General features: G+C 25.9%; 19 protein-coding genes. 4 read left to right on the forward strand and 15 right to left on the reverse strand.

Going from position 1 to position 21,350, the window contains the following annotated elements; genetic code table 11:
* Positions 1-2: 2 nt before the first annotated feature.
* The 12 genes from ACKU4C_RS08065 to ACKU4C_RS08120 form a co-directional block, all read right to left on the reverse strand.
* Positions 3-1,124, reverse strand: coding sequence for an ankyrin repeat domain-containing protein (locus tag ACKU4C_RS08065; protein WP_321311229.1), 1,122 nt, complete (start codon positions 1,122-1,124; stop codon positions 3-5).
* Positions 1,125-1,128: 4 nt separating this feature from the next.
* Positions 1,129-1,323 carry a 4Fe-4S binding protein gene (locus ACKU4C_RS08070; RefSeq protein WP_321311231.1) on the reverse strand — a complete coding sequence of 65 codons (195 nt, stop codon included), beginning with the start codon at positions 1,321-1,323 and terminating at the stop codon, positions 1,129-1,131.
* Between the two features lie 81 nt (positions 1,324-1,404).
* Complete coding sequence (locus tag ACKU4C_RS08075; RefSeq protein ID WP_321311233.1) at positions 1,405-1,848, reverse strand: DUF1566 domain-containing protein; 444 nt, start codon at positions 1,846-1,848, stop codon at positions 1,405-1,407.
* A 10-nt stretch (positions 1,849-1,858) separates the two neighbouring features.
* A complete protein-coding gene (locus ACKU4C_RS08080; protein ID WP_321311235.1) occupies positions 1,859-2,344 on the reverse strand; it encodes a DUF1566 domain-containing protein in 486 nt (161 codons plus the stop codon).
* 60 nt (positions 2,345-2,404) lie between these two features.
* Positions 2,405-4,180 carry an extracellular solute-binding protein gene (locus ACKU4C_RS08085; protein ID WP_321311237.1) on the reverse strand — a complete coding sequence of 592 codons (1,776 nt, stop codon included), beginning with the start codon at positions 4,178-4,180 and terminating at the stop codon, positions 2,405-2,407.
* Positions 4,181-4,192: 12 nt separating this feature from the next.
* Positions 4,193-4,948, reverse strand: coding sequence for an energy transducer TonB (locus tag ACKU4C_RS08090; protein ID WP_321311238.1), 756 nt, complete (start codon positions 4,946-4,948; stop codon positions 4,193-4,195).
* 9 nt (positions 4,949-4,957) lie between these two features.
* Positions 4,958-7,732, reverse strand: a complete 2,775-nt coding sequence (locus ACKU4C_RS08095) for an insulinase family protein (RefSeq protein WP_321311239.1) — start codon at positions 7,730-7,732, stop codon at positions 4,958-4,960.
* The gene (locus ACKU4C_RS08100; RefSeq protein WP_321311241.1) at positions 7,733-9,022 is read right to left on the reverse strand and encodes a DUF4857 domain-containing protein; all 1,290 of its coding nucleotides are present in this window, start codon (positions 9,020-9,022) and stop codon (positions 7,733-7,735) included.
* A complete protein-coding gene (locus ACKU4C_RS08105; RefSeq protein WP_321311242.1) occupies positions 9,019-9,696 on the reverse strand; it encodes a hypothetical protein in 678 nt (225 codons plus the stop codon). Before ACKU4C_RS08105 ends, ACKU4C_RS08100 begins: the two co-directional genes overlap by 4 nt.
* Positions 9,696-10,583: an ABC transporter ATP-binding protein gene (locus tag ACKU4C_RS08110; protein ID WP_321311243.1), complete on the reverse strand. Its 888-nt coding sequence runs from the start codon at positions 10,581-10,583 to the stop codon at positions 9,696-9,698. The genes ACKU4C_RS08105 and ACKU4C_RS08110 overlap by 1 nt, the downstream gene beginning before the upstream one ends.
* Before the next feature lie 9 nt (positions 10,584-10,592).
* Positions 10,593-13,076 (reverse strand): TonB-dependent receptor plug domain-containing protein, encoded by a 2,484-nt coding sequence (locus tag ACKU4C_RS08115; protein WP_321311245.1) that lies wholly within the window; start codon positions 13,074-13,076, stop codon positions 10,593-10,595.
* Positions 13,077-13,086: 10 nt separating this feature from the next.
* Positions 13,087-16,278, reverse strand: a complete 3,192-nt coding sequence (locus ACKU4C_RS08120; RefSeq protein WP_321311246.1) for a carboxypeptidase-like regulatory domain-containing protein — start codon at positions 16,276-16,278, stop codon at positions 13,087-13,089.
* A 219-nt stretch (positions 16,279-16,497) separates the two neighbouring features.
* Here ACKU4C_RS08120 and ACKU4C_RS08125 point away from each other — a divergent pair, with 219 nt between their 5' ends.
* Both ACKU4C_RS08125 and ACKU4C_RS08130 read left to right on the forward strand, forming a co-directional pair.
* Complete coding sequence (locus tag ACKU4C_RS08125; RefSeq protein ID WP_321311248.1) at positions 16,498-16,710, forward strand: hypothetical protein; 213 nt, start codon at positions 16,498-16,500, stop codon at positions 16,708-16,710.
* A gap of 1 nt (position 16,711) precedes the next feature.
* The gene (locus ACKU4C_RS08130; RefSeq protein WP_321311250.1) at positions 16,712-17,032 is read left to right on the forward strand and encodes a type II toxin-antitoxin system PemK/MazF family toxin; all 321 of its coding nucleotides are present in this window, start codon (positions 16,712-16,714) and stop codon (positions 17,030-17,032) included.
* 7 nt (positions 17,033-17,039) lie between these two features.
* Here the strand turns inward: ACKU4C_RS08130 and ACKU4C_RS08135 are convergent, their stop codons facing one another.
* On the reverse strand, positions 17,040-17,354 hold the full coding sequence (locus ACKU4C_RS08135) for a hypothetical protein (protein WP_321311251.1): 315 nt from the start codon (positions 17,352-17,354) through the stop codon (positions 17,040-17,042).
* A 170-nt stretch (positions 17,355-17,524) separates the two neighbouring features.
* On the opposite strand from ACKU4C_RS08135, the gene ACKU4C_RS08140 reads away from it, so the two are divergent.
* Entirely contained in the window at positions 17,525-18,412 is an 888-nt protein-coding gene (locus tag ACKU4C_RS08140) for a DnaJ C-terminal domain-containing protein (protein WP_321311253.1), read from the forward strand.
* 11 nt (positions 18,413-18,423) lie between these two features.
* On the forward strand, positions 18,424-18,804 hold the full coding sequence (locus ACKU4C_RS08145) for a heat shock protein transcriptional repressor HspR (RefSeq protein WP_321311255.1): 381 nt from the start codon (positions 18,424-18,426) through the stop codon (positions 18,802-18,804).
* A 15-nt stretch (positions 18,805-18,819) separates the two neighbouring features.
* On the opposite strand, the gene ftsZ is transcribed toward ACKU4C_RS08145, so the two are convergent.
* Positions 18,820-19,953 carry a cell division protein FtsZ gene (gene ftsZ / locus ACKU4C_RS08150; protein WP_321311257.1) on the reverse strand — a complete coding sequence of 378 codons (1,134 nt, stop codon included), beginning with the start codon at positions 19,951-19,953 and terminating at the stop codon, positions 18,820-18,822.
* Positions 19,953-21,350 carry a cell division protein FtsA gene (gene ftsA, locus ACKU4C_RS08155; protein ID WP_321311259.1) on the reverse strand — a complete coding sequence of 466 codons (1,398 nt, stop codon included), beginning with the start codon at positions 21,348-21,350 and terminating at the stop codon, positions 19,953-19,955. The genes ftsZ and ftsA overlap by 1 nt, the downstream gene beginning before the upstream one ends.

Genomic DNA, 21,350 nt, shown 5'->3' on the forward strand with positions numbered 1-21,350 from the left:
CCTTATTTTTTATATCGATCAAGTAAAGTCTTGATTTCTAATTTTTTATATTCATCTATCTTTGAATTATTTAGATAATCATATACATCTTTACCACTGTGTGTTTGAATCGATATATTTGCTCCTTTTTTTAAAAGATATTCTATTTTTTGAAAATCACCATTTTGTGTAGAGATCATTAAAGGTGTCACATTAGAAGCTGTTTTTTGATTAACATCCAAATTAATATTATCCATCAATCTAGAAAATGTTTCAAAAGAAATATTATGATTTTTTACTGCTCCAAATAGTATTGCAACACTATTACTTTTATTGTACGTTTCAAAATCAATCTTTGTATCAAGTAAATATCTAATGTTGTTATCATCAATTTTATTATTTAAAAAATATTCTAAATAACCTATATTGATTTTTTCTGAATATATTTCATTTACTTCTAAAGTATCAATATAATCTTTTAAATACTTATTTTTCTTGTCGCTTTCAATTTTAAGTAATGATAAAAAATGTTTTTTCTTAAATTCAAAATTATTTTGCAATAAATATTCGACCAAATCTTCTTTAAAATTAAACCCATCTTTTATAGTTCCTAAGGCAAAATTTAGTGCATCCCATTTTCCTTCAATATCTTTGTTTATTTCAAGATTTGCACCATTACTTACCAAAAACTCAACAAACTCTACACTTGCATTAGCTTCTATAGCATATATAAGTGGTGTTTTCCCTCTATCATTTGTATTTATATCATAGCCCATATCTATTAGTTTTAATATTAATTCTTTTGAACTCTTTTTTGCCGCTTGATGAAGTAAACTTGTAGTATCTATAAGTTTAATAAACTCTTTAAAATCATTATGCTTTTGTTTTTTTAAAAAACTATTCCACATATTTTCGTTTAATTTTGTAACATCTAAACCTCGAGCCAAAATATCTTTTTTTATGTAAAAAGGCAAGGTTTCTACTTTTTTTATCTCTATTTGTTTTTCAATTTTAGTAGTCCCAAATTTATTAAGTATTTTTTCATCTCTTAAGTTATTAGTATCAATATTTTCTGTCTTTGAATTTAAATTCAAGCCTAAAAAAAAACTTATAACTAAAGATAATATTATAATAAGTATTTTCATAGACTTATCCTTCTTTAATTGCTTGAGATGGACATACAAGTACACAACCACCACAAGAGATACATGTATTGGGATCTATCCATGCATGATCTGGATTAGTATAATGAATACTAATTGCATCTACAGGACAAATATTGTAACAATATGGCATATCACTAGCAGGACCACAATTAGAATCTCTACTATATATACACTTCATTGGGTCTACTTTATAGCCATTTCAAAAAGTTTAGGTACTTTAAAGAAGCTACTTATTAATATACTGAAAACAAAAACTCTTCTATTCATCTTTTATCCTTACACACCTTACAGAACAACATAAGTCTGTCTTTTTAAAACTTGTAATATTAGTATTATATATATTTAATGTCCAAGCATATTTTTTGTCTTGAGCATTAGTATTTATAGTCCAATAATTATAATTTGATGCACTATGCCCTGTATCATAATTAATATGAGTTACAATAGTAAAGTCTTTTACTTTACTATTAGGTTTATCCTTTGTCTTTAACATAGCATCAAAAAGTTCATCTATAGTAGGTAGTTTCCAATCACTAAAACCATCCTCTTTTAAATTTTTACAATATTTTTTAGCTTCATCCCAAATGATATTTTTTTTTGGTACATTATTAAAATCTTGCCATTGTATAATCTTACCATCTAATATAGTTATATCACTAAAAAGATGCATATTGATTATAAATATTAAAAATAGAAATCTCATCTTATCCCCCTCAAATATCTTTTACACATCTAATATAATTTTTTTTATTAGCATTAGTAGTATTTATAGTTCCATCAGTAAATGAAATATAATAAAAACCTGTATAACTTTTAAAAAAAAATGCTTTGCTAGAAGATAAGTAAACACCCTCAGTTCCATAAGTATTGTAATCAACACCAACTTTTCCCACAGGATAATCAAAAAAGTTTGTATTTTTAAATGCTATATAAATAGCAGGTTTATATCTTGTATAATCCACTATACTTTGAAGCTCTCTAATACGTGGAATTCTCCAATTATTATAATTACCAATATTCAATTCTTTACAGTATTCAACAGCTTCACTATAAGTATATAAATTTTCATTATTATTATCTTGCCAAATTAGATTAAGTTTCTTATCAAAAATAATTTCAAAATTATCATCTCTTATAAATCTATCATTACTAAAAAGCAATGAATTAAAGAATAAAGTAAATACTAATATTTTATACATTATTAACCTCCATTTTTTACTTGTAATTTTAATTATATCTATACTTTTTAAACTTTTATATTATTTTCTAAATTCCTCTTTTATCCACCAAGTAAAAACTCCTAAACCATATTTTGGTGCTATTTTTGGTTGATTGAATTTATTCCAATATGATAATCTATATGAAGAGATGTACCAATTTGGTATAACATAATAGTTGTGTGTTAAAACTCTATCAAGAGCCCTAACAGCTGTGATTAACTCTTTTCTTGTTTGGGCTTTTATGATAGTATCTATCAAACTATCTACTGCTTTAGATTTAATACCAATATAGTTTTTACTTCCTTTTATATTGGCTGCTTGGCTTCCCCAATAATTTCTTTGTTCATTTCCAGGAGATAAAGAGACTCTAAAATTTCTAATAGTCATATCATAATCAAAACTCTTAATCTTATTTGCATAAGCAACTTGATCTATAACTCGTACTTTTGCAATTACTCCAATTTTTTCTAAGTTTTTAATATACGGATTTAAAACTTTTTCCATAGATGAAGAACCAAGTAAAATCTCAAATTCAAATTTTTTGCCATCTTTTACTAAAACCTTATTTTCAAACTTCCAGCCAGCTGATTTTAGTATCTTTAAAGCTTTACGTAATTGTTTTCGGATATTTCCTGAGCCATCCGTAATGTTACTTTTAAAAGCCTCACCAAAAACCTCTTTTGGAAGTTCATTTTTAAAAGGATCTAATAGCTTTAACTCCTCCTTTGAGGGTTTACCAACAGCACTAAGTTCACAGTTTGCAAAATATGAGTTTAATCTTTTATATTGATTGTAAAAAAGTTTTTTGTTTGTCCATTCAAAATCAAAGGCTAGATTTAGAGCTTTTCTAACTTCTATATCTTGAAATAGTGGTTTTCTAATATTAAATACAAAAGCTTGCATCCCTTGAGCTTTTTCATGTTTAATCTCTTTTTTTACAATCTTACCTTTATCAAAGTTTTCTCCTGTATAAAGTGTCGCCCAATTTTTAGCACTGTTTTCCATACGATAATCAAACTCACCTGAAATAAATGCTTCTAGAGTCACTGTTCTATCTTTATAGTAATCGTATTGAATTTTCCCATAATTGTATTGTCCTACATTTACATTTAAATTCTTTGCCCAATAATTTTTATCTAGTTTATAGCTAACATATTTTCCATATTTAAATTTGTCAACTATATAAGGTCCTGAACCAAGGGGAATAACAGAATCCGAATCTAAAAAATCTTTATTTTTCCAAAAATGTTTAGGAAGAACTTTAAGTTGTCCTAAAATAAGAGGCAATTCTTTATTTTTATTTGTTTTAAAATTAAATTGAATAGTATATTTATCTAATACAACTGCTTCTTTTACGTCAAAATAATATCTTTTATATTGTGGACTTCCTTTATTTATTAAGGTATCAAAAGAAAATTTAATATCTTGGGCAGTTACCTCTTTTCCATCTTGAAATCTTGCTTTTTTATTAATATAAAACTTAACCCAATCATTATCTTTTGAAATCTCAACATATTGTGCAATCAAAGGATAATAAACAAAGGGTTCATCCAAGCTTGAAGTCATCAACGTATCATAAACCATACCTATTCCTGCAGCACTTCTACCTTTTAAAATAAAAGGATTAAATGAATCAAATGTTCCTATAGTTGCAGCTTTAAAAACTCCACCTTTTTTTGCATTTGGATTTGTATATTCAAAGTGTTTAAATCCCTCTTTATATTTTGGTTCGTTACCTATTGTTATATATGCTTGTTTTTGTGCAAAAAGCATATTTGTATAAAAAAATAGTACAACAATAACTAAATACTTCATCTTTTCTCCTATTTATAATCTATATTCTATTGGGACAGAGATATTTATAAAACTTTTATTAATATCTTCCGTAAAAGGTTTGAATTTTTTTAAATTTTTTATCATCTTTAAAGTAGATTTATCTAATCTTCTTTTTCCACTTGAACTTTCTAAAATAATATCTTTAAAACTACCATTCTTTAGTATTTTAAAACTTATAGTAACAACCCCTTGTTCTTTTAGTCTTTTTGAAGCTACTGGGTATCTTTTATTTTTATCTAAATATGACCATAATTCAAATTGATAATTTTTTTTAAACTTCTCAAATTTTTCAATACTTTTTGTATTTTGAACTTTAGATACTTTTTTAGAAAGTTCTTTATTCTTTTTATTTACTAACTTTTTTTCTTGCACTTTTTCAATTTTTTGAGTTTTTTTCTCAACTACTTGTTTTTTTATTTCCTTTATTTTTTTTTCAATTTTTTTGCTTATTTCTTCTTTTTTTGTTTTAACAACTTTTCTTTTTGCTTTTTTTGTGATTTTTTTTAGTTCTTTTTTCTTTACAGCTTTATCTTTTTTAACAATTTTTTTTTCTTTTTTTTTCTTTTCTTCTACTTTTTTTTCTACTTTTGGCTTAGCTTGCTTTAGCTGTACCATTTGTACAGAAAGCTTTTTTGAAGAAAGCTTCTGCACAATTTTTGGTTCTGGCTTTATATTTATATATGTAATTACAAAATAATGTAAGATAATCACTAATATACTAGAAAATATAAAAATTAAAAATCTCAAATAATACCTCTATTCATCCATTGTTTTAGGGTTTAATTCAATATAAAAAATATCTTTAGTATCTAAATATTTATTTGCAATATCTTTAATAACTTTAGGATTTATAGAATTATATATATCTTTATATTTTTCAATTTTATTTAAATCATCACCATAGTAATAATGACTTTTTAATTGATTTAACCAAAACTTAGGAGTTTTTCTATTCTCATCAAATGAATTCATTATTTTTTTTACAAAAGAATCAATATACTTTTGTTCAACTTCATTTTTTTGAATATTTGATATTACTTGTTTTATATATTTTACTAACTCATCTTTTCTATTTGGATCACAAGTAAAAGATATAGATACTGTTGCTTTAGAATAAGGTTCTCGTTGAAAACTAGTTCTAACACCAACAGAATAAGCTCCTGATTTATCTTCTCTTATTAACTCTCTTAATTTTGTTCTTAATACATCTTTAAAAGCTGAAAGATAAATTGCTTCACTTGTGGAATAAGGTAATTCTTTTGAATAAGATAAAGCTATTGAACTTATATTTTCATTACTATAATTTCTAATAAACTCATGCTCACCCGATACTGGTTTTATTCCTCTGAATTTGTAATTCTCATCTCTTTTTTTAATAGGCAAGTTTCCTAAATATAAAGAACTAAACTTCTTAACCTCATCTTTTGATATATCGCCAACAATTATAAATGTGAAGTTATTCATATCTGAAAATCTATCTGCAAAGATTCTTTTTATATCTTCTTTATTTAGTTTTTTAATATCCTCTTCATCTGTTGGTTTATATCTTTCATTGCCTTTATATTTATAAATAGCTAATTCATTAGAAAATTTTCTATTTGGGTTTCTATCTTCCCTTTTTATATTTGCTAAAGTAATATTTTTAAGATTTGAAAACACGTTGTCATCAAATCTATACATAGTTACGAAAGTATAAATATGTTCTAAAAGATACTCAAAATCTTTTTTTGTAGAAGAGCCTGAAAATGCTTCACCATATCTTGAAATAAGAGGTCTGATTCTAACACTTTTATCTGCATAGATTTTATTAACTTCTATAAAATTATATTTATCAAGCCCTGAACGACCAATAACCTTTAAAGCAAACTTTGCATTGGGTAAATCTTTAGTATCATATACAGAAAACCCACCTTTTGAAAAAGCATTTAAAGATACTGAATTTTTAAGATAGTCATTAAATTTATAAACTACTTTTATACCATTTTCTAATGTAAATTCGTAATAATCATATTTTTTATCATATGTTTCTTTAACTATTTTCATAGGTTTAAGATTGTCAGGTGATAATTTTGAAGGTAATTCTTTAGTATCCTTAGCAACTTTTAAATCTATATCTTTATTGTTTAATATACTCTTAACTCTTCTTTTTGATACTTCTACATTTGGAGATACAATATACATAGCAAGTCTGCTTTTTAAAGCTAAAATATTTTTATATTTTTTATTTATATCACTTAAGGTAAGTTCATCTAATAATTTATTTACTAATTCAACTTCATATTTTTCATCAATAAATAATTCTTTATTTAAAGCATATGATGCTAACTGATCCGCATATCTTTTTGACATCTTATTTTTTAAACTTTTTAATGAATCATTATTTTGTTTTTTTAACTCTTTAATAACTCTTTGAAAATCTTTTTTATCAAAACCTAACTTTTCAATTGTATACATCAGTTTTGTTATCTCTTTTAAGGCAGGTATCTCATTTATTCCGCTATAAGATGAACTAAAAGAGTAGGTTCTTAGATTTGTAGCAAACCTTCTACTATTTAGTCCTATTCTAGTTGCTATAGGATTTTTCTTAAGCATTTGTTCACTAGCTTTTTGATTAAAAAGTTTTATCATAATAGTTCTAACTAATGAATCTTTTAAATCCTCTTCTGTTTCAACTTTTTTATAATCATCATAATAATATATATTTAAACTAGGACTAATTACCTCTTTATCCTTTGCAATTGTGACTCTTGTTTTATCAATCTTTTCAACATCTCTTGTTGCTTGTTTTCTTTTGCTATTGTTTTTAAAGTCACTAAACTTTTCTTTAATCATTTTTTCAATATTTTTTGAATCAAAATCACCAACCACAACTAGATGCATAAATTCAGGTCTATACCAATCATCATAAAAAGCTTTTACCCTATCTATTTTAATATTTTTGACAATATCTAAATCTCCAATTGGGTCTCTTTGTATATATTTACTATTTGCATACATTTCATGTTTTAGTTGCTGATAGATTCTATATCGAAGATTGTTTCTGTATCTAGCCTCTTCTAAAACTACACCTCTTTCTTTATCTAGTTCTTTTTCTGTAAAATCTATACGTCCAGCCCAATCAGAAAAAATCAACATTGCTTTTTCTAAATTATCATTTTTTAAAGGAATCTCTAAAGTGTATAATGTTCTAGTTGTAGTAGTACTTGCATTTAAATGACTTCCAAAACCAACACCAATAGATTCAAGGAATTTAATAATATCATTACCTTTAAAATGTTCTGTACCATTAAATGCCATATGCTCAACAAGATGAGCTATACCTTTTTGATCATCATCTTCTTCTAAAGAACCAGCTTCAACTAAAAGCCTAATTGAAGCTTTTTTTTCAGGCTTACTGTTTTCTTTTATTGTATATTTTAATCCATTTTCTAATTGCCCTTGTATTAATGATGGTTCAACCTTTAATGCAGTTGCATTTAAAATTGAAAAACAAAAAAATAGGCAAAATATAATATTTATATATGATTTCATTTATATCTCTCTTTTTATATTTTTTTGATTTATTATAAATAATTTATTAAATAGAAGAAGGATAATAATAGAATATACTCCTCCTAAAACTATTAACATAGCTTGAATCAAATGGTTTGTTAAAATATTTTTTTTCATTTTTATAAAAATTAAATATAAAAATGCTAAAACAGCATAAAGTACAAACGATTTTATACTTAAATTTTTTAGCTCGAAAAAATAGTAACCATCACTATTTTTGATAATATCAATATCATAAGGAAAAATAATAGATTTTATCATCTCATATATTTTTCCTCTTTGTAAAGAGTATGAATATGAGGCTTTATTTATTAGATCATAATCTAAATTGGTTACAAATAAATTTATATTTCTTTTTTTATTAGTATCATCATCTTCAATAAGTGTTAAAATTCTATTTATAGGAGTTGTCATCATCTTAAAATCTGTTGTAAGATAATTATAGTTGTCTATAGGAAGTTTAACAAATTGATAATTATCATACATTATTAAGTATATTTCATTATCTTCACTAATTGCAAAACCATAGTATTCTTTTCTATTATCCTCTTTATTTAATATATATCTTATTTTTTTACCATTATTATCAACTTTTTTTATAAATGGTTTTGAATTAACTTGTTTTACATGGAATAAATTATACTCAGAATCAATTATAAAATAACCTTCATCAAATGGCTTTCTAGTTGTAGGATTACCAAATGCACTTTTTAAAGGGAATTTAGCACCTTTTTGAATTAAAATTTTATTATAAGCTTCTGATTTTATTGTATCAATTTTATTTTTATCAGATTCAATAAAAGTTATTCCTTTATCACCTAATTTAAATAAGTCTTTTGGTAGTTCCAAAGAAGCATATTTAGGATTTGACTCAAATAATGGATATAAATTCACGTTATTAGATATTATTTCATTTGTTCTAATTCTTAAAAAACTTCTTTCTCTTCTAATAACTCTTGTGTCTTGTCCATAAATACTTAACTTCTCTGGGAAGTTATCAGTCTTGATTAAATCTGAAAAATAAATAAATGGTAATTTAGCTCGATATTCATCTTCTGTTAATTTTATACTCCCATCTAAATTAGAGTAATTATAATTCTTTGTTTTGCCATCAAGATTAAACCTAACAAAATCCTCATCTACAGGAGAATAATAAACTTTATTCCTATCAATAGGATTTGCATAAAAACTCTTAAATACACCAGGCAAATAAATTGATAAAACAAGAATTGAAACTATAATAAATGGATAAATTTTTAAATTTTTCATTTTATATATCCTTTTGTATAAGATGTAAATACTTTATAAATTGTAAAAATATATACTAAAATTATAAATATTCCTATAATATTAAGTTTATAACTAACAAAAAATTCAGATTGTGATAATGGAAGATAAATAATTAAAATCAAAAAACTTACAAGTACATATATCACTTTTTTCATTATCTTAGGTTCTATAAAAGCTAAAATAGTAGTCAAATAACACAAAAAAGATAAAATAAACATTGGCAACATTTTAGAAAATATCGCATCAAAAATCTCTTGTGGATAATATCTTGTGATTATAAAATAATAAAAAATAGAAATAACTACAAACAATATTGCCAAAAATATAATACCTGTAAAAATTAAAATTGTTATCAATGTAAAATGACTTAATGGTAGATGAAGGTAGAGTCTAATTCTAGCATTATTTATCTCTGGATAAAACTGAACAATACCTAGACTTACAGAAAAAATTATACATAAATAATGTATATAATTAAAATCAAATTTTCCTTTAAATGATATTTCTAATATTGCTTGTGTAACATTCATTCCACTAACTATATTTTTTATATCAACAAAAGTAAACAGTAAACTAAATGAGATAAGTAATATAAAAAATATTATTACTTTATAACATTTCAAAACCTCTTTATAAATAATTGCACTTAACATTAATATCTTCCTGTATAACCTATAAAGGCTTCTTCAAAATTCATATTTATTTCACTTATAGAATTAAATACAATTTTCTCTTTTGTTAAATATGTTTCTATCTCTTTTAGTGAAGAAAAACTATACACATATGAATATTCAGGGAAATTTTCTATATTAACAATATCATTATTCTTTTTTATTTGACTTCCTTCTACACCAACTATTTTATATTGTTTAAAGTTGTTTAAAAAGTCATCTAAACTAGTCTGTAATATCTCTTGTTGAGAATCTAAAATTATAATATCATCTAAAATTGTTTCCAAGTTTTGCATAATATGCGTAGTCATTAGAAGTGTTTTATTATATTTAATAATATACTCTTTTAAATACTCTAAAAACAAACTTCTATAACCAACGTCTAAGCCCATAGAATAATCATCAAGTATTAATAAATCTGCATCTTGAGCAAAAATCAAACCTAAAACCACTTGTGACCTTTGTCCACATGAAAGTTTTTTTATAACTTGATTATTAGGCACTTTTAACTTAGAAACAAGTTCATAATATAACTCTTTTTTCCACTGATTTGGAAAAAATTTTGAATAGTATTTTTCAATTTGCTCAATTGTCATAAAATCATATTGAACATGACCTTCATGTAAAAGCCCTATTTTAGCTTTTGTTTTAGGAGTTAATTCATGAGATTTCTCACCATAAACTAAACATTCTCCTGAAGTTGGTTCTAAAAAACCCATTAAAATATTTATTGTAGTTGATTTTCCTACACCATTTTTACCCAATAATCCAATAATCTTACCCTTAGAAATAGAAAAAGAAAAATCCTCAAAGATTTTTCTTTTTCCATAATAATGTGTAAGATTTTTACATTCAATTATATTTTGCATTAACATCCTTTAAAATGTATAAGAAAGTTCTAACCATACTTGTCTTCCAATACTATAATTATCATCAAAAAATTGCTCTTCATTTTCTCTATCTAATAGATTAATTACCTCTAAAGAAGCATTTAAAGATTGTTTTTTGGGAAGAGGAAAATACATATTAACTTTTGCATCAATTGTATAGTGTTCACGAAACTCTTTATCTTCATATATTAGATAATCTGTACCTGCTTCCATATAATCACCTTCAAGAAGTTTTGTGGTTTTATATTTTTCAGTATATTTAAAGATACTAGAAAAGGAGATATTTGCTTTATAATTAAACACCTTATATTTTATATTATCTAACGCAAGATATAATTTGTAAACTTGTGGATCATCATAACTAGGTAGTAAATTTCTATTAATAAGCTCATCTTTATATTGTACTTTAGTACGACTAACAGTGTTATCATCCAAATCATAAGTTAAAAAATTTGTTTCATTTTTATTATTTATTCGTGTAGAAAACATATATGAAAAATCAGCTTCTCCAATTTTTATAGGTTCAACATTTTCTATACTTATTGTCATAGAATCATATTCACTTACACCATTATTAGTTACAGAAATAGGTTCATAATACCCCACATATCCATCTTCTCTTATATAAGACTGTTTTTCTCCTGTTTCTTCTTTAAATTGATTTTTAGAGTCTCTTTGTATATATTTAACTTTTAAATAATTATTAAAAAATTCTTGTCTTAATCCAATTACTTTTTCATCTGTATAAGGAGTGTCAAGTGTACTAAAAGTATATCTATTATCTCCCTTATCAGAATCAACATTCCAAACTGTATTATTAAAGGTACCACTTGGTATTAAAGAAGAATTTAATTCATTTTTATAACGTGACCTATATTCACTTTGATATGGACTTCTAGCTTCCCTTAATTTAAAAGCTAAAAGTGATTTATCATAATATCTATTTAAACCTCCAAAAAGTACTGTTTTACCATTTCCAAAAAGATCATATGAAATATTTAATCTAGGAGATAAGTCATAATTTTTTAAATATGTATTGTAATCCAATCTAATACCTGGCTTAATTTGTAGATTTTTATATGTAATATTATCTTCAAAATATAAACCTAAACTTGCCATATCTACATCAACATCTTCAGCCTTATAAACTATTCTTTTTGAAAAATATTGTTCTCTATCTACACAGTCACTGGTATAACCATTACAAATTATTTCAGAATTATAAATTGGGTTATAATAACTATAACTATTTTGGTCTCTTGTATAATTTGCTTTTTGATAAGAGAGTTGAAAACCTGTAAAAAGTTCATTTTCTGTATTTAAAAAAGAGAATTTTTTGGAACTAAAGTCACTATTAAGTTCAATCTTATCATTTGTTTTTTCAATATTTCCATATCCTCCCTCTTTAGAATAACTTTTATTATCTATAGATTCAATACCCCAAGGTTTACTTCCATACCTTAACCATTTTTTATAATCAGTTGCACTATCTTCTCTTGAATTTTCATTTCTTCCTAACGCAAAAGCCGATTCCATATTCCAAAAATCAAAACTTTTTTCATAGTTTGCTTTAATATTTAAACCACTTCCAATATTTGTAAACTCACTGTTTAAAACATAATCTCTAAAAAGTTTATTCTCAAAATTAGAATATATTCCAGTTAAATCTAATATGGAATCATCATCAAAAAAATAAGAATACTTCAAAAGTAAATTATGGTTTTCTTGGGTTTCATCTTTGTAAGATGAAAAGTAATCTTTTGGAAGAATTGATTTTTTATAATTATAAGTTGCGAAAACTGCACTTTTTTCATTTATTGGTTGATTATGATGAAAAGTGAAAAAAGTTTTTTCAAAATCTGATAAAGACTCCATATCTTCACCAAAAGTATCATCATCTTGTGAAATTTTAGTGTGAAAATTTACAAATGATTCACTTGTATGTCTATATTTAAACTTTGTTTTTCTTTCAAAACTTGGTCTTTTTAATTTTACATCAATAACTCCACCGTTAAAATTTCCATATTTAGCAGAAATACCACTATCATATACATCAATACTTTCAACTAAATCTAAATCAATATACATCGAATTTTCATTTCCAGGCACATCAGTAATTGCATAATCGTTATCATTTACTGGATCCAATAAAGAATCATTTGATATTCCATCCAAAAGTAAACTATTTTGATAAAATTTAGCTCCATTTATTCTTATTTTACTAGGTTTGATATCGCTTATAGTGTCTTTGTCATTAAATTTATCTTCTACTTGGATATTTGGATTTAATTTTAAAACTGAACCAATATCTCCATTTCCATGAGACATTAGTTCTATGTCTTTTTGACTGATATTTTGAGAAGATATAGTTGAAGGATCTGTACTCTTATCACTAACACTAATTGTAGGAAGAGTATCACTATACCCTAACCCTACAATTGTAAACAAACTTAAAATTATCTTTTTATTCATAAGCAGTCTTTTAATCATTTACATAATATGGTAATTCATCTATATCATCATATATTCCATCACCATCAATATCATCATCTAAAATAAGCCCTGAAGAATCAATTTTAGATTGAGTTGCCGAAGGAAGGAAAAAGTCTGGTTTACCGTCCATATCTGTATCTACAAAAGCAATAGAAGTATTATTAAATGCATCAAAATTTGATAAATAAGTTACAGAGAATAATGTACCTTGAGTTTTTTCCTTAATTAACTTAATTTTTTCTAATGTTATTTTTACCTTATCTAAGTTATTTATTGAAGCATAAGCTCTTGCAACATTTCTATAAAAACTATAAGCATCTAAACTTTCACCTAGTGTAGAGATATTGTTACTTATCTCATCTATTAAATCTTCTGCTTTTTTAAAATCTTTTGTTTGAATAAGTGCACTTAAAATAGAATCACTTACAAATTGTGCACTCTGACCATCATCATAATAACCTATTGCTCTTCTCATTTTATATTCAATACTATCAACATCTCCACTAGTAATTGAAGGCAATGAGTTAATACCTTTTTCTATAAGTTTTCTAGCTTCAGTAAGATTCCCATACAATGCCAAGTATTTACTTTGAGCTACAATATTTCTTAATTTATTAATATAGTCATCATCATTACTATCAAGTTGTACACCCGAAACAAGTTCTCCTAAGCTATTTACTAAAGAAGTAATAAGTGTTGTTTTAGGTAGATTTAGATCATCAACAACACCAACTATAGCTTGATATGCATTAAGTTTATAAACTTCATCACTCATACTATTTGCAAGATTAATTGCTTTTTCAAGCATTTCATCTCTTTTAACTGTGTTATTAATTGAATCATATTGTCTAATTACTGCTGTTAAACCATAATCCTCATTTAAAACATATTTTGATATCGATTTATCAGTTAGTGTCCACGGTCTTGTTTCCATATCATTAACTAGCATTTCAAAAAAATCAACCATTAAATCATTATCATAAGCTTTTAACTGTCTTGCTGGACTAAAAGCAGATCTACTAATTTCAGTTCTTGAATAATATCTATAAATTTGATTTCCTAAATTATAGGGATCTCCTTCAAAATCTTTAAAAGGTCTATATTCATAGATTAAATCAATAGCTTTTTGTTTACTTTCATTTGAACCTTCTAAAAATAATGCTGTTACTAGACCATCAACCAATGCTGTATCTTCATGGTCTCTTAAAGAAGTACTTTTTGTATAATATTTCATACCTTTCGTTTCAAAAATATTTAACATCTCTTCAAGTTCACCATTTAAAGCTCTAATTCCTGCAATAGTTGCCCCATATTCAGCATAATATTGAGAAAATGATTCTCCTGCTGCTGTGATTTTTGTATAGTTTGTACCTAAGTTATCATCTATAGAATAAGCTCTATTAAGAATAGCAGTTGATTGTGCTGTATTTTTTAATATTGGTCCTAATTTTGCTATAGAGGTAAGCATAGAAATTAGACTTCTAACATTTGAACTATCATAAGGTATTGATATAACATAATTTGCTGCTTGTTCAAACATTTTTCTTGCTTTTAGAATCTCATTTTTATCAATATAATCTTGAATAATATTTCTAAATTGATATGTAATTCTTCCATAAGCAGTCATATTATCAACTTTTAAAACAATTTCATTATTAAAGTAATCTATTACATCCTGTGCATCGATAACATTGGCTACGGATTTATCATACCCTGCACTAAAGTAAGTTAAATATAAATCTAATACAGCATAAATATCATCACTTTCTACAAATTTTGCACCTTTAGAGTCTAAATATTTTTGCATTAGATTAAAACTTCTATCTAATAATATTTTTGCATCATCATTTTTATCTTGTTCTAATAATATTGAAGCAACATATGTATGACCATTGATTTTTTCTAATTGACCAAAAATATTATTATTTAATATATCAATAGCTTCATTTGAATATCCTAATATAGCAAAACCTCTTGCAATCTGTACATATGAAGGATTTAATAAAGCATCATCATAAGTGTTTTCAATTAATTCAATAGCTTTACTAATATGTGATTTATCAGAAAATGTATAATATTCAACTCTTTTAGCATTGTCATTTCCTAATATACTCTTAGTAATTTTTGAATCAAAGATTTTAATACCATCAATACTTGAAATATCAATTACTTTATTATTATAATAATTAGCAAAATCACTAGATGAAAGATTTAATGTTGTATTAATAGAATCGATTAAAGTACTATCATCTTTAAAACTTGGAGTAAGACCTAAATCGAACAATATTTTTCTAATTTGATATTTTGATACTAGTTTATATTTATTTTCTAGTGACTTAACTTCTTCTACTATTTGGTTAGCCAAATATTCTAAATTTGTTTCTATAATACTATTGTATGATTCTTGACCAAAAGCATTTTTTAATCTATATAAAACACTCCCTGTTATAGTATTTTTTATTATTTCATCTATAGAACTTGAATCATCAACTAATTTAAGTTCTTCATTTAATTCATCTCTTTCTTCATTACTTAAACGAGATACTAAATCAACTCCAATAAAATCTTCAAAACTATTTTGTGTTACATCAGAACTGTCAACATCCAAATAACCAATCAAATTACCATTTGTATCCCTTGATAATGCAACTTTAGTTATTTTTTTTGTTTTCTTTGCAAGAGCTAAAGATGATAAAGGATTTTTAATTAAATCTTCTACTTCTATTCCTAAAAAATCTGCAACTTCTTTTTTTGCATTTTCAATATTTGATGAAAAGTCATCATGTTTACTTAAAAGAGTAGTTAAAGGGGTAACAAAAATCCCATCATTACTATTAAATAAAGAATATGGTGTTTTTAATATCAAGCCTGATAAATCATCACCGTCACTTCCACCTTCCGCTTCAATTGTACAATAAAATAAATTTTCACTTGATGGTATACCTTTTATTGTAAACTTACCATCTTCATCTGTTTTTGTTGATGATGTATAGGTTTTATCTCCACACACCAAAGATATTGATGCTCCCTCAACTGCAGGATCAATAACATTTCCAGATACTGATTTTGTTGTAGTTCCTGTTGAAATTATACTACCCGAAGAGGAACCTCCTCCACCACCACAACCAGATAAAAACAAACCAAATGTAATCAATGTCACAACTAACGATTTTTTATACATATTAACCTCCTGAAATTTTTAATGAATAATAGAAAATAAAACTTTAAATACATCTTAATTATGAGAATGATTATCGTTACGTTAAATAAAGTGCCATTTTATAGGCTCTAGAATCTTTTTTATTTTATATAATATTAATCTAATCTATTTTATATTATAATTTTAATACTAATTATCAAAATAATATAATTATAAAGTAATTATCTTTTAGGATTTAATATGGAAGTAAAAATAGTAAAAATAGGTTCATCAAAAGGTATTAGGATACCTTCTAAGATTCTAAAAGAGTTTAATAATCCTGATGGATTCAAATTAAACATAACTGATTTTGGAATATTTTTAAAACCTACAAAAAATTCAGTAAGAGTTGGTTGGAAAGAGGCATTTTGCAATAGCAAAACTTGTCTTTTGGATAAAAGTAAAGGAGCATAAGATGGATATACTTCAATATCATATATATGAAATAGATGTAAGTGGAGCAATAAAAGGTGATGAAATGCCTGAAAATGTAATATATGGGACTATACTTTCACCAAATGAGATGAATGATATACTAAAGACAGTAATTATTGCACCCATGTGTGACAAATGTGCTATTACACCCACAACTTTTTTAATAAATGAGAAAACTAGAATAAGAGTTGACCAAATTTCATCTTTACCAAAAAAAAGAATTACTAAGTATATTGGAAAACTTGATATTTCTCAAATTCCAAAAATCAAAAAAACTTTAGAAGAGATGCTAGTTAAATAAACTTTTTCTACATCTCATCAAAAAGTTGGTAGTTGGGTCTCCAGTACCCTCTTCCACCCCTTAAGCTAACACACTTATGATTTGGTAGTTTTTTTCTATAAAAGTTTAATCTTTCTTTTGTAGTTTTTCCAGTATCACAATAAAATACAAAAACAGTATTTTCTGGCATTTGTGACATCTCATATGGATTGTAAGTGATTGTTTCAATATTATCAAGTGGTTTTAAAATAGTATCTACTAAAACTACATTGATACCCTCTTTTTCTAACTCTTTTGTATATTTATAAAGCTCTTGTTGTGTCCATTCATCTTTTTCAAACATTCTAATATAATTCCTAAAAACTGTTTAAACTCTCTTAAAATAGTAATTATAATTACTTTTTTATATAATTGAGTCATAAGTGCTAAGGTAATTTTTTAACTTGATTGACTTTGACTCAAGTTTATGCTAAAATAAAACTACAAAATATAATAAATTATTAGGATTAAAATATGTCAAAAAGTTTATATGAAACACTTGAAGTAAGTGAAAATGCAACACATGATGAAATAAAAAAAGCTTATAGAAAATTAGCAAGAAAATATCACCCAGACGTAAATAAAGACCCTAAAGCAGAAGAAAAATTCAAAGAGATAAATGCTGCTTATGAAGTTTTAAGTGATACAGAGAAAAAACAACAATATGACCAATTTGGTGATTCAATGTTTGGTGGTCAAAACTTTCATGACTTTGCAAGAGGTCAAGGTTCTGGCGTAGATTTAGATGAAATATTAAGACAAATGTTTGGTGCTGGAGGAGGATTTGGATCATCAGGATTCTCACAAAGTGGATTTAGTAATTTTAATGGCTTTGGCAATCAAGGTTTTGGTGAACCGGATCTTGATACACAAGCACAAATAACTATACCTTTTGATGTATCAGTGCTTGGAGGGAAACAACATATCTCTTTAAACAATGATTCATTTGATATAAAAATACCTGAAGGTATTGCAAATGGTCAAAAAATTAGAGCAAAAGGGAAAGGTAAATCTTATCAAGGACAAAGAGGTGATTTAATTATTAAAGTTAATGTTGCTGCTAGTCCAGAATACGAAAGAGAAAACTCAACTTTAACTAAGGCTTTTGATGTACCTTTAAAAACTGCTCTATTTGGTGGAAAAGTTGAGATTAAAACAATACATAAAACCATAACTCTAAAAGTACCAGAAAACACTAAACAAAATCAAAGATTTAGAGTAAAAGAGTTAGGAGTCTTAGATAGAAAAAGTGGAGTAAAAGGCGATTTATATTTAAAAGCAAATATAGTTTTACCTAAAGTAGACAGTTTAGATGAAGATTTAATTGAAGTATTAAAAGAGAAACTTCCTGAAACAATTTAAAAGGATTGACTATGGATACAAATGCATATAATGAACCAGTATATTTAATCTCTGCCGTTGCTGAGATTTTAAATATCCATCCTCAAACACTAAGACAATATGAAAGAGAAGGGTTAATAAAACCTTCTAGAACTAATGGAAAAATAAGACTTTATTCACAAAAAGATATAGACCATATTAGATATGTATTAACTTTGACTAGAGAGTTAGGTATAAATTTAGCTGGAGTTGATTTAATTTTACAATTAAATGAGAAAATCACTCTTTTAGAAGAAGAAGTAAAGATTCATAAAAAGAAACTAAAAGATATAAATAAATTTGGTCTTGTGCCAAACTCTAAAGCTTTGGTTATTAAAAAAAGTTCTTATGATGTAGTAATTTTTGAAGAGTAGTTTTTAACTACTCTTCTAAGCCAATTGATATTGAACTTTGTAATCTCTCATTAATGGAGGGATATCTAAATAGTTTTCATCATCAGGTGAAACTTTTTTAGACTTATCTTCTTCTACAGGTTTAGTCTCAAAATGTGTATCATTTTTAGATTCAAAACCAGTAGCTACTATTGTTATTTTAACTTCATCAGTTTCAAGTGTACTATCTGAAGTTGTACCAAATATAATTTCTGCATTAGAATCAATAGTTTCATGAATTTTAGACATTACATCATTAATAGCAAATAATGAAACTTGTGGGTGAGTATTAAAGTGAATCAGAATACCTTTTGCACCACTTAATGATACTTTGTCAAGTAATGGTGAATCAATTGCATCTTCTAATGCTTTTTGGGCTGCATTCTCACCTTTTGCTTTACCAATCCCCATTAATGCCATACCTTTATGTTGCATAATAGTTTTAACATCAGCAAAGTCAGTATTAATATCTGAATTACCAGGATTTAAAATAACTTCAGTCATACCATTAACAGCTTGATAAAGGATATTATCAATAATTTTGAAAGCATCTTTCATACCAACATTTTCATCAATTATTTCTAATAATCTATCATTTGGCACAACAATTATAGAATCAGATATTTTTTTAATCTCTTCAAGACCAAGATTTGCTAACCCTGCTCTTTTTTTACCTTCCCATGTAAAAGGTTTAGTTACAACAGAAACAGTTAATGCACCAATCTCTTTTGCAGCTTTTGCTATAATAGCAGCAGCTCCTGTACCAGTACCACCACCTAAACCAGCGGCAATAAATACAATATCAGCACCTTTTAATGAATCTTTAATATCTTCATAACTTTCAACAGCAGAATCTCTACCAATCTCTGGTTTCATTCCTGCACCAAGTCCTTTTGTTAGCTTTAATCCAAGTTGAATCTTCTTTGGTGCTTTTGATATTCTCAATACCTGTAAATCTGTATTTGCAGCAATTAAGTCAATCTTATGAGTTCCCTCATTTATCATGTGGTTGATCATATTACAACCACCACCACCAACTCCAATTACTGAAATTTTAGCTATATTATCCGAAAGAGTTTTACTAGGCATTTCCACTTTTATATCATCCACATTAAATAAATTTTCGTTCATTAGAACCACTCCGTAATTGCATTCCACAATTTTTTAACGCCAGTGTTCTTATCCTTTTTTGTTAGAGTTGGTAATAATTTAGAATCATCTTCTTCACTGACATCTTTATTTTTATTATTTAAAACAGTTTTTTGGATATCAGCAGCACGTATAGACTCAGCAAATTCTTCTGGTTGTGCTTTTGTTGCTGCTTGCTCAACATTTTTTATTTTTCTAATTAAATTTTTATTTGAATCAAGTTCAAAATTTCTATTTGTTTCTAAAGAGTAAAGTAATAAACCTACAATAGTAGCCATCTTAGGATCTTCAAAACTCATATATCCATTTTTAATATTAATTGGATTAGAGATTTTAACAGGTAAGTTATCAAAAATCAATGTTGCTAACTCTTTAACACCTATCAATTTACTCATTCCACCAGTAATCACTATTCCTGTACCTAGGCTTTCATGGATACCACTTTTTCCTAAATTATTTTTTATTAAAGTCAATACCTCTTCAACTCTTGCATGAATAATTGTTTGCACATATTCTAAAGAAACTTCTGAAGAGTTTTTTTCATCACCAATTCTTGGTGTTCTAACTTTTTTATTTGCTAATTCTTCATCAGACTTTAATAGGTCTCCATACTCTGTTTTTATTTTTTCTGCTGCTATTGGTGGAGTATGAAGCATAACTGATAAATCATTTGTAATATGATTTGATCCAACTGGAATAAAACCATTGTAGATTAATGAAGAACCTTTATAACATGCAAATTCTGTAGTTGTAGAGCCCATATTTATTACAGTTGCACCAAATTTTCTTTGCTGTTCATCTAAAATTGAAATTGCAGTTGCATATGAATTTAAAACAAAATTATTTACAGTTATGTTTGCCATTTTAAAAGCTGATTTGATATTTGTAAGAGCTGTTTTCTTTGCAGTTACCACATAAACAGATACTTCAAGTCTTGAACCATTCATATTTAATGGATTTTCAACATCTGCTGAATCATCTATTTTGAAAAATATTGGTATTACATGTACTACTTCATATTCAGGTATTATTGTAGCATTATATAAAGCCATTTGTAAAACTTGATTAATCTCATTTTCTGTAATCAAACCATTTGGAATATTTACACTTCCTGAGCTTCTAAGTCCTTTTGTATATGAACCTGAAATAGATACAACAGTAGATTCAATCTGTTCTGTAGTATTTTTCCTTGCAATAGAAACTGCTTCTTTAATAGACTTAGAAGCTAACTCAATATTTGAGATAACTCCTTTGTTTATACCATCACTTTTATATGAACCTGTCCCTAAAATATTAATCTTATAATCTAGATTATTTCTAGCAATTACAGCAGTAATATTCGATGAACCAATATCAATTGCTAAAAGAGTCTTGTTCAA

This window comes from Halarcobacter sp. (genome assembly GCF_963676935.1).
Lineage (GTDB): Bacteria > Campylobacterota > Campylobacteria > Campylobacterales > Arcobacteraceae > Halarcobacter.